The organism is Brevibacillus fortis (assembly GCF_046196545.1).
GTDB lineage: Bacteria > Bacillota > Bacilli > Brevibacillales > Brevibacillaceae > Brevibacillus > Brevibacillus fortis_A.
Map to the genome: position 1 here is coordinate 3,440,867 of NZ_CP176370.1, position 16,309 is coordinate 3,457,175.

The 16,309-nt window shown below is 48.4% G+C and carries 5 protein-coding genes; all 5 read right to left on the reverse strand.

Annotated features, from left to right (window positions below; all coding sequences use genetic code 11):
* Positions 1 to 6: 6 nt before the first annotated feature.
* Genes edeK through ACKKE8_RS17085 form a run of 5 tightly spaced genes read right to left on the reverse strand, consistent with a single transcriptional unit; the run spans position 7 to position 16,298 of the window.
* Entirely contained in the window at positions 7 to 3,990 is a 3,984-nt protein-coding gene (gene edeK / locus ACKKE8_RS17065) for an edeine non-ribosomal peptide synthetase EdeK (RefSeq protein ID WP_409174129.1), read from the reverse strand.
* Positions 3,991 to 4,023: 33 nt separating this feature from the next.
* Positions 4,024 to 7,314, reverse strand: a complete 3,291-nt coding sequence (gene edeL / locus ACKKE8_RS17070; protein WP_409174130.1) for an edeine non-ribosomal peptide synthetase EdeL — start codon at positions 7,312 to 7,314, stop codon at positions 4,024 to 4,026.
* A 17-nt stretch (positions 7,315 to 7,331) separates the two neighbouring features.
* On the reverse strand, positions 7,332 to 8,495 hold the full coding sequence (locus ACKKE8_RS17075) for a pyridoxal phosphate-dependent aminotransferase (protein WP_409174131.1): 1,164 nt from the start codon (positions 8,493 to 8,495) through the stop codon (positions 7,332 to 7,334).
* 15 nt (positions 8,496 to 8,510) lie between these two features.
* The gene (gene edeN, locus ACKKE8_RS17080; protein WP_409179148.1) at positions 8,511 to 15,026 is read right to left on the reverse strand and encodes an edeine non-ribosomal peptide synthetase EdeN; all 6,516 of its coding nucleotides are present in this window, start codon (positions 15,024 to 15,026) and stop codon (positions 8,511 to 8,513) included.
* 24 nt (positions 15,027 to 15,050) lie between these two features.
* Complete coding sequence (locus ACKKE8_RS17085; protein ID WP_409174132.1) at positions 15,051 to 16,298, reverse strand: lysine 2,3-aminomutase; 1,248 nt, start codon at positions 16,296 to 16,298, stop codon at positions 15,051 to 15,053.
* Positions 16,299 to 16,309: the final 11 nt, after the last annotated feature.

Genomic DNA, 16,309 nt, shown 5'->3' on the forward strand with positions numbered 1-16,309 from the left:
CTTGCTCTAAAATTCAAAATCCCAATCGACGCCCTGTGCCTGAATAAGGGCTACCTCACGGGTCAATTCAAAGTCATGCAGGAGGCGCTGGGGATCTTCCATCACCTGCTGCAACAAGCTTTTGAAGTCACTCACAAACTGCTCCATCGTTTCTCTTCGGAACAGGTCACTGCGGTAATCCAGCTTACATGTAAGTCTGTCGAAAACAGGATAAGCCGCCAGATGAAGGTCAAGCTTAGCCGTGTTGTTTGGCAGTGGATAGTTTTTGACGATCATGTCCTCAAGCTTCAGTTCCCCTTCCGGATTGTCCATGTTTTGCAGGACGAAGATCGTATCAAAAAGGGGCTGACGACCTGTATTTGGCTCAAGGCCAAGCGTCTGGACAAACAGATCAATCGGGTAATCTGCTTGTTCGAAAGAGGCTAGCGTATGCTCACGGACCTCCGCAAGAAACTCGCGATAGGTTTTCTCGCCTTTTGGATAATTGCGTAGCGGAATGGTGTTGATAAACATCCCAATTACTTCATCAAACTCTGCAAATTTACGGCCAGCTACTGGAGTTCCGACAACGATATCCTCTTGGCCGCTGTATTTTGCAAGCAACATGTTGTAAACCGACAACAGCACCATGTAAAGTGTCGCATGTTCCTGCGCTGCCAGCTCCTGCAACCGCTGCCTCTCCTCTGCCGATATCTCGAACTCAATCGTCGCACCAGGGAACGTAAGAGATTCTGGCCTTTCGTAATCAGTCGGAATCGATAGAAGTGGAGCCGGGCTGGTAAACAAGTTTGCCCAATAGTCAGCTTGAAGCTCCCCTGACTCAAGTGCAGATTCCTGCCAAACAGCAAACTCTTTCTGCTGAACTTCCAATGCAGAAAGTGGCATACCTGCATAGAGACGAACAAAGTCCTCTACGAGAATGTCCATGGATACACCGTCTGAAACGATATGGTGCATGTCGAACAACAAGAGATGCTTTTCCGGGTCAATCCTGATTAGCCCTGCACGCAACAAGGGCGCTTGACGCAAGTCGAATGGCCGTACAAATGTTGCCAGACTGGCCTCCAACTGCTCTGCATTTGCTTCGCTCACTTCCAAACGGAAGACTAGCGAATCATGTACAATTTGAACCACTTGCCCATCTATATAATCAAACGAGGTACGAAGAGATTCATGGCGGTCAATCAATCCTTGAAAAGCATGTTCTACCTTCTCACGGCTCAAATCTCCCTCGATGAAACGGGCAGCCGTAATGTGAAGACTTGTATCAGCCGGATTCAACTGCTGAAGAATAAAGAACTTACTCTGAGCAGCCGTAACAGGATAGTACGATCTGGCTTCGACTGGGAATCGTCTTTTCATAATCGTCTTGTCTGCTCCATCAATCACCTTGCCAAGCTCCTGAATAGTTGGGTGATTAAACATGGTTCGCAGTGGAAGCTGTACACCAAACTGCTGGGCAACCTGCGTAGCCACGGCGTTGATTTTTAAGGAGTGCCCCCCTAGGGCGAAGAAATTATCCCGAGCGCTGATTGTGTTTGGATCGAGCTGTAGCACATGCGCCCAGATGTGGATGAGTGCTTTTTCCGTCTCGGTTGTAGCTGACACAAAAATAGATTTGTCGACCCGATCCTGTATGCCAGGCTTCGGTAAAGCCCCTCTGTCCACTTTTCCGTTAGGGGTAAGTGGCAATACGTTTTGTTTTACATAGTGCATCGGAACCATGTATTCCGGAAGCACAGTAAACAGATAATCACGCACATCTCGGGCGGAAAATTCCTCTAGAGGAACGACATAGGCACATAAGTACTTTGCACCCGTTTCCTCTGAAAGCGCCAAGACCACTGCATCCTTAACCGTAGGATGTCTGCGCATAACCTGTTCAATCTCACTCAATTCGATTCGGTAACCCCGAATCTTGACTTGATTGTCCATTCTCCCGAAGTACTCAATATATCCGTCCTCCGTGATCCGGCCTACATCACCTGTTCGGTAGAGGACTTGATAGTCAGCGTCTTCTACCCAGCTGGCATACGGATTTGCTACGAAAACTTTTTGCGTCCGTTCCTCATCTTTGTAGTAGCCGTATCCAACCCCCGGACCGGCCACACCTATTTCTCCTTTTACGCCTCGCGGGCAAATACACTGATTTTGGTCGAGTATGTAAATATGAGTGTTCTGGATCGGGATGCCGATGGGAACCACAATCTGCTGATCACTGGGCATTTCCCGGATAATGTGGTGGGTAATATCATCGGATGCTTCCGTTGGTCCGTACATATTCACCAATGGAATTTCCGAATAGCAGGCAAACCAGCGTCGTACCAGAGGGGCAGGCAACTCCTCTCCTGTCACTGCCATCCACCGCAGATCAGGGAAGCTGCGTTCGGAGTCGGACCATTCTTGAACGAGATCAAGCAGCACGGAGAGCAGAGATGGTACCACTTCCGCTACGGTGACGCGGTTGGAACGCAGTACATTATGAAGGGCCTGCGTATCCATTACCGTCTCTGTATCGACCACTTGCACAGAGCCACCCACCAGCAAAACAGCCAGATATTGCCAAACAGAAATATCAAAGCAAAGAGAAGCCGTTTGTGCGACAAGATCATCCTCGCAGAGGGATAGGTCGTTGATTTTTGCGAAAATGTGGTTAATCATTCCACGATGGTGCACCATTACGCCTTTTGGTTGTCCAGTCGTGCCCGATGTGAAGATGATGTAAGCCAGGTCTGTTCCCGCACTCTCCCGATCGATGTCCTCTCCCGAAAGTGACTCAACTGATTGATCGGATTGACCAAAGACATAGAGATACTTCAGCTCAGGTGAGGATGCTTGAATCGACTCCAATCCATCTAACAAATCAGGCTGAGTTATCAACCCTGCAATCTCGCTCTTCTGCACGATGTACAAGATCCGATGCTGTGGATAGTCTGGATCAATCGGTACGTAGGCTCCTCCCGCCTTGAACACCGCGAGTATCGCAACAAGCGTATCCACGTTACGCTTCATATAAATACCGATTTTCGTGCCAGGTCGTAATCCTTGCTGGATAAAATGGTGCGCGAGTCGATTGGATCGCTCGTTTAATTCCTGATAGGTTAAGGTTATTTTTCCGTCTGTCACCGCTTTGCGATGAGGAGTCTTTTTAACCTGCTCCTCAAAGAGGCGATCAAAGCTCTGATCGCGCGGAAAATCAACCCGGTTGTCATTAAACGAAAGAACTAACTCCCGAACCTCTTCCTCAGATAAGCACACTATCTCAGCGATCTTGTGATTCGGTTGCGTTACGATAACCTGATAGATACGGACCAAATGCTCCATCATCCGTTTCATCATGGGGAGTTGGTATCTTTGCCCCACGTAACGCACGAGTAATTCGAGCGAGTCTCCCTTTTTAGAAAAGAGGAGCTGCAACTCGCTCGAAACCTGTTTTAGGCTGTCCTGATCATGAAGGACGTCCAATAAGCAAGTCGCCTCAAAGAACGGTGTGCTGTGTCCCTGCTGCGGTACTTGCAGTTCCTCGATCAACCGCAAGATTGGGTAGTTCTGATGTTCCACAGCGACCTTTAAGGTTTGCCGAACTTCTTGTAGCAGCTCCTTGATGCTCCATTCCGGGAGTACCTGATGACGCAAGGGCAATACCTTGTTCAAAAACTCACCCGGCTCTGTTTGACGAAAGATAGCCGTTCCAACGCATATGTCCTGATGTCCCGTATATTTGGACAACAAGATGCCAAATCCACTCAGCAAAGCCATGAACAAACGCTGATCCGAGCCATTGCTCAAATGAATCAGTGCCTTGCTCAGCTCGTCAGGAAAAACGATGGTCAGCTCACGAAGCTCAGACTGACGCTGAAACGAGGCCCGAGAGTCTGTTGGAAGGTCGAGTGAATGAAACTCTCGAGAGAGGTTCTCCATCCAATAGTCTTTTTCGCGATCAAATTGCCCACTGGCCAGCAAGATGTTTTGTGCAGTTATCGTTGTCAAGCCAATCCCTCTTTTCTGTCCGTCATGTATTTCTTAAAAAGCAAAGTCATCGTCGTCCACTTGTCCCTGTGCTACTTGTACTACTCCATGACCGATCTGAAGTTGTCCGATGGTTCGGTTCGGGTGGGCTATCATTTGCTCCAGTAGAATGACAAAGTCTTGAGCCATCCTCTCGATGGTCCTTCTGTTGTACAAGTTCGTGTTATATTGCCAATGCATGTTTAAGTGATCCTCAGCTTTAACCACTTCCAAAGCAAGATCGAGCATGGCAGCTTTGCGTCTGAACTCGTACGGAGCAAACTCGATTTGATCGAGATGGACCTTTTGCTGCTCCGCTATATGATGCAGGGTCAGCATGGTGTCAAACAACGGGTTCCTTGCTGGAGCGCGTGGCAATTGAATCTGGCTTACGAGTTGATCGAATGGATAGTCTCCATGCTCAAAACCGCTTAGCACGTTTTGGCGTACCTGCCCGATATACTCTTGGACGGTCAATTCTTTCTTCGGCCAGTTTCGCAAGGCCAAGGTGTTGACAAACATTCCTACAACAGGGGCAAACTCCGCACGTTGTCTACCATCCATGTCGCAGCCGATGACGATGTCTTCCTGATTGCTGTATTTGGATAACAAAACAGAATAGACGGCCAACAGAAGCATGTACAGCGTCGTAGAACTCTGACGGGTGAACGAGTCGAGTTTTTCCAACCACTCTCCAGATAGCTCTGTCAGCAACTCATCTCCATCAAATGTCATGGTTTGTGGGCGAGGATAATCGGTCGGGATTGCCAACGGTTGCGCCTGCTCGGAAAATGCATCCAACCAGTAGGCTTCATGCTCGGCCCAATCGCTCTCGGCAGCTTGTTCTCTTTGCCACCAAGCGAATTCCTTGGCCTGTACTGACAATTCCGGCAGCACCTGCCCTTGATATAGGGTACAAAACTCTTCAAGCAAGATGGACTTTGATATGCCATCTGAAATAATATGGTGCATGTCGAAAATCAACAGATGCTCCTCTGGTGAAAGCTCAATGAAACCGATACGAAGTAAAGGAGCTTGCTTTAAATCGAATGGCCGGAAAAAGCTTTCGATTGTCTTTTCCACAACTTCCTCGTCTGCTTTCCATGTCTCGATCTGTACAGACAGGTCACTGTGTACTTTTTGTTTCACCTGACCTTCAATCAGATGAAATGAAGTGCGCAACGCCTCATGTCGTGCGACGAGTTGATCCGCAACCTCTTGTAGACGCCCTGAATCAAGGGAACCGGTGATCCGCATAACTCCCGGTGTATGATAGCTGGTAGCATCTTCTTCCAACTGCCACAACAGATAAAGCCGCTCTTGTGCACCCGTGACAGGGTAATATTCCTGATCAGAGAGCAAGGCGATCGGCTTTTGCTCCATCTCCTGGAGATTGCCTGTGAGTCTTGTCGCCAAACCTCGAATCGTCGGGGCATCAAACAGGTCGCGCATGGAAAGCTTCACTTGAAAGTCAGTTTCAATTCTGGATAAAAGCTGAATGGCCTTCAGCGAATGTCCTCCCTGTCCGACAAAGTGATCAAGTACACCAGGGGATGGAATCTGTAAGACATCCGCCCACAATTCAGCCAGCTTTTGTTCAATAGGATTTGCCGGAGGCACGTAATCACTACTGACGCCGGGCTTTACAGCAGGCAAAGCTTTGCGATCAATCTTTCCATGCGGGGTAAGCGGCATCTCGGACAGTTCCATAAAGTAACTCGGGATCATATATCCGGGGAGCCACTCCAGCAGGTGCCCACGAAGCCCATCTGGCTGAACGCCATCCTTTTGCACCACATAGTAGCAAGCCAGTTCGGTCATACCCATTTGATCAGTCATAGCCAATACAGCTACCTGATTCACAGCGGGATGCTGAAGGACGGCGCGTTCCACTTCTTTCAGCTCCACACGATAGCCGCGCACTTGAACCTGATCATCCATCCGCCCTAAATATTCAAACACGCCTGTTTCGCTGAGTAATCCGACATCTCCCGTACGGTAAAGGCGCTCGCCGGTAATGGGATGATACGTAAAAGCTTTCTCGGTCAACTCAGGCTTGCCCAAATATCCATCGGTGATGCCAATTCCTCCGATGCAAATCTCGCCCTTGACATCTGGGGGACAAATTTCCCCCGTCTGTCCAAGGATGAACATATGAGTATTGGCAATGGGAACACCAATAGGGATTCGGAGTGTTTCTTCAGCAGGCTGTTCTGTGCAAAGATAGACGGAAGCGTATATCGCTGATTCTGTCATCCCGTAAATATTGGCGATTCGCGCAACACGGAACAGACGGTTCCATTCGCGCACCAGATTAGCTGTCAGTGCTTCTCCTCCATTAAATACCCACTTCAAATTGGGCAACGGATCTGGTTCATTACGAGAATGTACATGAGCCAGAAACACATTCATCATCGCTGGTACGAATTGGGTGACTGTAATGCGTTGCTCTCGCAGCCAGTCATACAACGCGCCCGGATCTTTCCCGTCTTCCTCTTTCAAGATAGACAGCTTTGATCCAACCATCAGCGGCCAAAACAATTCCCACACCGAGTCCGTAAAAGAAATCGAGGTTTTTTGGGCAACAACGTCTGTCTCGCTTAGCGGAAAAGTCTCCTCCAGCCAAAACAACGTATTCAAAACCTGTTTGTGCGTAATCATGACGCCCTTTGGTGCACCGGTCGAACCAGATGTGTAGATGACATAAGCAACATCATCCTCTGAACCCGCCGGGGCTATCGCCTCATCCTTTTGGCGGCGAATATCGGAGGCTGTATAGACCTTGTATCCTTCGTGATGGAAGGAAGTCTCGTCTAAACAAATGATCGTTTCGATACTGTCAGGTAGATCCGGTATGATCTCATCCAGATAAATGGCTTCTGTTACAAGCACCTTGCAACGACTATCCTGCAAAAGATACCGAATTCTAGCTCGGGGATAATGCGGATCAACCGGGACGTATCCCCCACCTGCTTGGAGGATTGCAAGAACTGCCGCTACCATACGGGAGCTCCTGTCTGCGAGAATTCCTACGAGTTGCGAAGGAACTACACCCGCATCTTTTAAGATACGGGCTATCTGGTTTGCTTCCGCGTGTAGTTCTGCGTATGTTCTTTCTCGATCCGCCTCTACCACAGCGACTCTATCAGGCGTTTTTTCCGCTTGCCGGGTGAAAAGTTCAGCGATTGTTACTTTGTTGCGATTCGGTTTGTCTGTCTGATTGACTCGGGTTAACAAGTTCGCTTCATCATCAGTGAGCAGGTTAAACTCGTTCAGATCCAGATCGAGCTGCATACGTCCATTCATTGCGACTCTTCCCCTTTTTAGGTGGTGGTGAAAAATTCCCGCAAACGGTTAATTCCCTCGTTATACTTGGCGGCAGAGTATGAGAGGCGCAGTGTGTTCGGGATGCCAAAGTCAGAACCCGGTACGGTCGCCACATGTGTAGCCTCGAAAATTTGCGTAGCCAACTCAAGCGAGGTGCTGATGCCTTTACGCTTCATAAATGCTTCGCAATCAATCGTGAAGTAGAAGCTACCTCTCGCTGGCAGAGCACGGACATCCGGTACATTTTGGAAAGCGTCTATCGTGTAGTCCCGACGACCTTTGTACAGTTGGACCAAATGATCAACCTCATGCTGGTAATCAAGCGCAGCCATTGCCCCGAACTGTACGACTGGGTCAGCTGTGAGCAGTGTGTGGTGCTGAATGACCGTCAGTGGCTGCACCAGCTCATCCGGTACGATCGCATATCCGACACGTCTGCTATACATCCGATACGCTTTGGAAAACGCATCCGTTGTGATGAACGTAGACTTGGTATTTTTCAGCTGCATCACAGATTCGCACTCGTCATCGAAGTAGGTATTCGCATAAATTTCGTCATTGATAATAGCCGCACGACCGTCTACGATGCTATCGATTGTATACAATTCCTCTCTTGTAAGAATATTTCCCAATGGGTTGCCTGGCGTGTTGATCACGACCACTTTCGTCTTGTCTGTAAAATTCTCTTTAAACGACTCCACATCGAGTCTCAATGTATCCAGATCAATTTTGTAGTAACGAACTTTCGCACCGACTAAGAGCGCGCAGAAATGGTAAAGTGAGTAGTACGGAAGTGGCAGCAACACTTCATCGCCCTCTTTAAGCAGGAGGTAGAACAGGTTACGGAAGAGTGTGCTGGTACCGACACTGATCACGAAATTCTCCGGTTTGATTGACACATCGTATTTTGATTGATAGTGGGTCGATAGTTTCTCTTTCAACTCCGGTAGCCCACCTGGATACACAAGCGAATATTTTTCAAAGCTGTTCAATGCCTGTTGCATGGAATTGATAATTTCGGGATGCAGTGGCATTTCTGACTTCCCAAGAGTCATGCGGATCGCTTCTCCACCGTTTCTCTCAAGCTCATTTGCCATCTGGTCCAGTACAAACATCAAAAAGCGTTCGTCGTGAAAATTAATTGAGGATCTGATTTCCATATTTTCCTACCCCTTTTACTTTATTTTGGATTTTTCTGCTAACATTTTTAGGATTTTCACATAGCGATCCGAAAGCGATTCAACATATGCCGTCTGAAGCATAGATGGATCATAGGTAAAAACGACATGGATACCTTCCGAGGTTTCTGCTACCTGAAGAACTAACGGACATCCGGCCATTTCTGACTCAACTGAACGTTTGACTTCACGTTTCCAAACAGCTGACTGAGCTTTAAACGGAATCGTCTGGTTCACAAAAAGTGTCGGCCATTCCAGGTGTGTTGTCGCTTGCCAGTGCTCTGACGGATACAACGCGAGCGTTTGCATTCGGGCACGTACTTGCTTCGTTTGATCCACTAATTGTGAAAACGAACTGATCGTCTGCATATCGATGGTGAGCGGTACGATGTTGTCAAAGTTGCCTAGCGTTTGTTCCAGCACATCTTGCATCCGATTCGTCGTCACTACCCCAAGCGTCAAACTCGGCAATTGAGTGACCTGTCGAAGCAATAGCAGGTAGGAGGCAAGCAAGATGTCTCCCAGCTCCTGATTGGAGACAGTAGCTACATGCAGCAAATCGGCGTGACCTGTCGGGTCGATATACTTCTCGACTTGTCGGGTTGCAACCCCACCGGTACCAAATGGCTGAGCAGAATGTGGATTTGCTGCTGTCAACCACTCGTGACGCTGATCCTCGAGATGTCCGTAATAAAGCATTTTTTTCTGCCATACAGCGAATGCTTCGTAGCGAGGCTGTTCTTCCGTAGCCTGCTCATACCCTTCTGCAATCGCCCGATACAGAGCCTCCCATTCTTCCAGGAGAATTCCGAGACCTCGCCAATCACTAAAGGAGCTGTGAAGACTTCCAATCAACCGATAGCGATCTTGAGCCAGCTTTATCAGTTCAAATCGAGCCAAACTTCCTGCTTTGTCCTTAAACGGCCTCTTCTGCTCGGCAGCCAATCGTTCTCGTAACCATATCGTTGCCTCCGCCTCGCTTTTCTCCTGTAAATCACATAGCGCAAGCGGAATCGGTTCGGAAAAGCCTTGGGGCGACAGCAGAGGGAAACGTCGCACGAGAACTTGCCATGCCTGCTGCATATACGACAGTTCAATTCTGCTCCGAAGCTCGATGTCAAAACATCTGACAGCCACAATCCCATCTTCTTGTTCCTGCTTCAGCAAACGTTCCTGAACGAAGGAATAGATGGGCGTTGTTTCCGAATGAAACTCGCCTAGAATCGGCTTAGGTCTTTCTGTGGCTGATTTCCCGTCGGTTAAAAGTAGGTAGGGGGCATCTGTCAGTTGCAGAATACGTCCTGCCCGGTCTACAAAAGAAACGGGTATGCCGCACGCTATCAATGTGTCGATCCGTTCGGTCAGATTCGCTACCCGATCCTCGATTTGGTAAACACCACAACCACTTTTCATGAGCTCCCGTTGTTCTTGCGAGTGCTCATTTCGAGGCTCGACTAACTGGATGCTGCTCTCCGTCGCTTTGCCCAGTGTGATGATACTGGCTTGCGATGGCCGATCCAGATATTTCTCGTGAACACGGTAGCCCAGGAATGTAAAGAACGACAGTGCCTTTTCAGCATCTGATGTAAGCAACCGGACAGCAGATCGCTGATCGCTGCTTTGCCATTTGTCATTCGTCATGTTCTCGCTCTCTACAAGTTCAATCAAGCCCACCGATTCCAGAAAGAGAAAGGCAACGAGTCTATGATTGAAAAGTACCGCTGGCTTTGGAGCGCTGACCAAATCGTATTTGAAGCCAGAATCAACTAACCTTTTCAAAAAATGATCAATATTGGAAACAGAAAAACATAGATGGTACGGACCCGTCCCCTTCTCTTCCAACAAACGAACGCAAGGTGACGTTTCATCGACAGGAGCAATTAGCTCGATAGGCACACATCCCGGTTTCATGCACATCGAGAGATACACGTTTTGTTCTGGGTCATGCAAGGAATCGCTTGTTTCAAATCCGAGAGTACCATACATGATTTGAGCCGGACCCAGTTCTGGAACTGCAACTCCGACATGATGAAGGCGGCTCATCACGCCCTCTTTTTCTGTTTGGTGATGTACGATCTCAACATCATCCAATCGCTGTTTCGGATGCTTCAGAAGCGCTGCGAGTATACGCAAATAGTTGTCAGCGAAGCCTTCCATTGTCTCCGCTTTAAACAACTGGGTATCGTATTCAAGCACGCACCTGAATTGATCAGCGAGTGGTGTAATATCCAGCTTAAAGTCAAGCTTCGACGTCTTCGATTCATGCGGAACCTCTTCAAATTGCACGTCGCCAAGGGTAAACCTGACTTCTTGCTCGCGCTGGTTATGGAAGATCAGCATCGTATCAAACAATGGATTTTGCGTTTGCTGGATGCCTGCGGCGTTACGAGCAACGATCTCTTCAAACGGATACTCCTGATGTTCGTAGGCCAAAAGCAGACTGCGCTGAACCTCTTGTACAAAATCGGTATACACAAGATCGGCACGAGGACGATTGCGTATCGGAAGGAAGTTGATAAAGACGCCGACGATTCGCTCCAAATCGGGATGGTTTCGTCCAGCTACCAGTGAACCGACAACGAAATCTTCCTGAGACGTGTATTTCATCAACAACACGTAATAAGCTGACATCAAAACAGCATGGACAGTCACTTCGTTCTGCTTGGCAAAGGCATGCAAATCACGGTACGTAGACTCAGTAAGGAAGAACGTATGGTGATCCCCCTGGAATGTCTTAACGGAAGGACGTGGGTAATCCAGCGGAAAAGACATGAGCGGGACTCGGTCGCTGAAAGTATCCACCCAGTATTTTTCCTGCTGATTCCACTGCTCGCTACCCCGCTTCTGCCACTGCCAGTCGGCGTAGTCCTTGTACTGAATGGGCAGTGCAGGCAGCTCTTCACCGACATACAATCGAGTGAAGTCTTCCATTAACACATTCAGTGAAATGCCGTCCAAAATAATATGATGAGAATTGAACAGCAGATAATGCTGAGTAGCTGTGACCTCGACTAGGCAAACCTGAAGGAGAGGTGCTTTCGTCAAATCAAAAGATTGCCGGAAGTCTTCCATCAGTTCGTCCAATGTCTTGCCGTCGCTACGAATGGTTTTGATCTCAAAGGGCACATTGTCGCTGATGTACTGATACACTTCTCCATCCTGTACCGCAAACGAAGTACGGAATGCTTCATGCCTTTGGATGATTTCCTTAAACACACTTTTCACTCGACTTACATCCAGATGACCGTTCACCGCGATTACACCCGACATGTTGTAACTGGTGCTTTCCCCTTCAATCCCATGCATCACGAAAATTCGTTTCTGTGAAGAAGAAGCCCTGTATCTCTCGGCTTTACTTACCCGATCAATCGGCGCGTAGGATATCGGCTGTCTACCCCTGATGCGGTCAGCTAATTGTCGAATGGTGGGGTTCTGGAATACATCCCTGATCGTGATGTCTGTTTTACTCTCTTTTTGCAATCTGGTCACGAGTTGAGCGGCCTTCAGCGAGTGGCCTCCTAGCGAGAAAAAATGATCGTGCACGCTTATTTTTTCGACTGCCAAAAGTTCTCGCCATATTTGGGCCAATTGCTGCTCAAGTTCATCTGCCGGGGCCTCTTGCTTTCCCGTGCGATACTGCGTGTAATCCAGACGTTGCAAGGCATTCTTGTCTACTTTTCCACTCTGCGTCCGAGGCAACGCATCAAGATGGACGAAAAAGGCAGGTAGCATGTAGTCAGGCAGATAAGTCAGCACTGCTTCTCGCAGAACGTGTTCCTCAATCGGATGCATCGTAACCAGACATGCAACCAGATAAGGATCACGCTTTGACTCCTGAATAGCCACTACCGCTGCTTCCCGGACACCAGGCTGACGGCGCAGGACAGCTTCAATTTCCTCCAGCTCAACGCGGTTGCCACGAATCTTGATCTGAAAATCCTTGCGACCAAAATATTGCAGATGTCCTTCATCCGTCCAGCAAGCCAAGTCTCCTGTACGATAAAGCCTGCCATACGGGGTCAGTATATAGGACGCGCTGGTTCTTTCCTCATCCGCGATGTAACCTTCCGTTACTCCCATCCCACCTACGTACATTTCCCCTATTACCCCTTTGGGCAATAGATGAAAATCTTGGTCCAGAAGAAAGACACGAACGTTGTAACTCGGATGTCCAATCGGAAGCGGGTTTTCAAAAGGCCCTTGTCGCGGTACACAATACCCAGATGCCGAGATACTATTTTCCGTTGGGCCATACAAGTTGTACATCTGGGCTTGAGGCAGCAAGGCTGCATGTCGTTCCACTAACGAAGAAGACAACATCTCTCCTGTACACAACACTTTTTGAATCGAATTCATCGAGCCATCAGCCACGTGGTCAAGCAAAGCGTGATACATCGTAGGGACGACGAGTATCACGTTTGCCTGTTGGCTCTCGATGGCAGCCGCGAGCTTTTGCGGGGACTTGTTTTCATGTCGCTGCAACAAGCAAAGGGTACCGCCGCTGATCAGTGTGCAGAAAATCTCGACAACCGATGCGTCAAAAGTCAAGGTGGCAATCTGCAACGTTCTCGTCTGCTCTCCGAACCCGACAAATTCAATGTGCCACCAAAGAGCGTTGATTAATTGATCATGCTTTACACGCACACCTTTTGGCGTACCTGTCGAACCAGAAGTAAAGATGGCATACGCAGTACTCGATGGTGCCGCTTTTCGCTGTGGTGTTTGAGTTAACTCCTGTGCCCAGCTTGCTGGTTCATCCAGACGAAACACCCTTGTTTGCAAGTCAGCGACGAGTTCCAGATAGCTGCCCTCTGTCACAATCAGACTAGGCTGAATCTGGCTTACGATCTGTTCGATTCGCGCTTTCGGCAAGTCTGGATCAAGTGGGACATAGTAACACCCAGCTTTGAGGATAGCCAGCAGTGCAGTAATCATCTCAGGGGAACGATCACACATGATAACTATCGGTCTACCTGCATCTGTCACCTCCTTTTGCAGAGCCCAAGACAGGCTATTCGCTTGCTCTTGTAACTCCTTGTAGGTCACAGTCTGCTTTCCTTGTACAAGCGCAACTGCATCCGGTGTTTTTTCAGCCGCTTGATCAATCAACTCGTGCACGCAGTAGTTACTCGGAACTGGCACGACTTTCATCTGTTCCTCGATCATCTCGTGCCGCTCACGATCACTGAGCAAGGTCAGATCACGAATCTCTTGATCCGGATCAGCCGCAATCTGCTCGAGAAGGCTCAGATAGTGAAGCGCCAGGCGTTCGATTTCCTTCGCTTGAAACTTCCATGCCTGGTAGTTGACATGAACTGTCCATTCATCACCTGGTGTTACTTCCAGCACCATTGGATAATCGGTTGTTTCATGTGAAGTAATATTCTCCAGCTCGAAGTCAAGTTCCAATCCGGCCAGCGTCTTGTCGATAGGATAGTTTTGGAAAACGAACAGACTGTGTGCCAAAGGGGTTTGTGCGTCCATCTCTGAGCAGTTTTTCAACTCAACTGCTGGTACGTACAAATGCGGGGCCATCTGGTGCTGTTCTTCCATCATGACACCCAGCAGATCTTTGACTGTTGTCGTTTCAGTCCGTTTGACCCGGAGCGGATACGTCTTGATGAAGAGGCCGACGATTTCCTCTACTCCGGTGAGATGGGCAGGACGTCCGGCGTACGCCACTTCAAAAAGAGCATCCCGCGTATCGCTGTATTTTTGCAGCAAAATACCCCATGCGGCTTGCAGCACTGTGCTGATTGTCACGCGGTAACGCTTGGATGTTTCCTCCAATGTCTCCGTAAGCGTTTGACTAAGCCGAAGATGATAAGAAGAATACCGCTGCTCTTCGCTACGTTCCCGCATAAAGGGAAGCGGTGTAGGCGAGCTAATTCCTTGTAAGGAATCTTTCCAATACGATAACGATTGATCTTTCGATGCTTCTTTGAGAAAACGCAGATACTCCTTGTATTTCGCCTTCTGTTTGATCGCAGGGGACAGCCCCGAGCACAATTGTCCATATGCTGTAAATATCTCTCTTAGGAGAATGCCGGAACTCCATCCGTCCATGAGAATGTGATGAAAGGACCATATGACTTCATAACGATACAACTCCATCCTTACTACTTGAATGCGAATGGTATTGCCCAACTCAAGCGTGAAGGGTGTTTGCTTGTCCTGTGACAACAAGACAGACAGTTTTCTTTCCCGCGCTCCAGATGGTAACTCGCTCCAATCGAAATAAGGAATCTCCAATGTCTTTTGCTTGAGAATTAGCTGGACAGGGGCTTGAAGCCCCTCCCAGCGAAAAACCGTACGAAGCATTTCATTGGCCTCAAACGCCATCGTAACAGCCTGCGTAAACAACTCCAGCTGAAATTTGCCACGAAGGGTTAGCCGATGCTGTTCGAAATACAGATTGGAATCCTTTTGGAGTCGGTAGTAAAACAGCATGCCCTCCTGCGTTGGACTTAACGGCAAAATGTCAGCTATATTGTTTTTGTCGATCTTATTCATCACAATTTTTCTCTCCTGACTCCCTTACCGAACAGCTTCACTCGGCAGGTTTTCCACGATCTCCCCATCTGCATTCACGTACGGCAAGCCATTGTGTTTGAACACATGGTCGAGACAATACATCTCTCCCTGCTTGTAGTCCAAAATCATCAGGTCTTCTGAACGGGTTGGGATTAATTCCTTCAACCGCTCTGGAAGATAGTCTGGTCCGACCGCTTGATGCCATTTCAAAACAATTTTTTCAGGGCGCTCAGCTGTCGGATAAAAACCACAAATCTCTAATTTTCCAAAGTCGTGCGAAGTAAGAAGTACCCCTTTTTTCTCCAAGCCACCCAGATTGCGTTTGGACTCAGCCACATTCCGGAACGCCTCGTCCAATGGAATGGCATACTGCTCGACTCCTCTGACTGGCATAAACACTGTCAAATAATACGAAATGATTCGATTATCGAGAAACTTGCGTTGTAAGTCGATCAAGGTCTCGACAGAATCGTTTACTCCGCGAATGATGGCAGGCTGTCCGCGAATCTGTACACCGACGGACAGCAGCGCTTGCGTTGCTTGGATCGAAACGTCGCTTATTTCCCCGGGATGATTGAACTGGGAAATCACACTTACCTGCTTGCCGGGTGTCTGTCTAACTTGGTCAAAAAACGCTAGCAGCTCTCCATCAAGAAAACGTGCCGGATCATAGGCCAGTGCCTTGGTCGCAAAGCGAACGAGTCGAATACTCTTCACACTCAATAGAGTACTAATCAGCTTGATTAAGTCAGAGCTTTTACGGAAGGAAGCTGGATCTCCGCCAGTAAAGAGGACATTATCGATGTACGGATGAGCTTCCAAATACTGCACTGCCCTTTCTGCTTTTTCCATAATATTGGTGTACCCAATATCCTCGTGGCGAATTTCGTTCACTTTATAGCAGAATTGGCAGTTGGCAATACAAAAGTCGTCGATGTGAAGCAACAATGTCTTTTTGTACTTGTGTTGCAGGAAAGCTGTTTCATCCTGACGGTATGACTTGTTACCATACGGATCAAAGCGCCCTTTATAGGGCTTCACTCCCGGTGGCGGAAGCACGATATTGATCATCTGGGTACGATATGGCTCTGATTGACTCGCAATCAACTCGGCATAATAGCGAGTCACCTTAAATGGCATATAAGACTGCTCCAGTAATGCACCGCGTTCTTCCTTCTCTGCTTCTGTAAAGCCGACAATTGTTGCGAACTCCTCAAATCCTTTTTTTCCCATTAACACCTTAACACTCAATGTAATCCCTC

Coding starts and splice junctions, on each gene's coding strand:
- edeL (WP_409174130.1), bottom strand. CDS start 7,314: ATGAATGGACGTATGCAGCTCGATCTGGATCTGAACGAGTTTAACCTG.
- ACKKE8_RS17075 (WP_409174131.1), bottom strand. CDS start 8,495: ATGGAAATCAGATCCTCAATTAATTTTCACGACGAACGCTTTTTGATG.
- edeN (WP_409179148.1), bottom strand. CDS start 15,026: ATGAATAAGATCGACAAAAACAATATAGCTGACATTTTGCCGTTAAGT.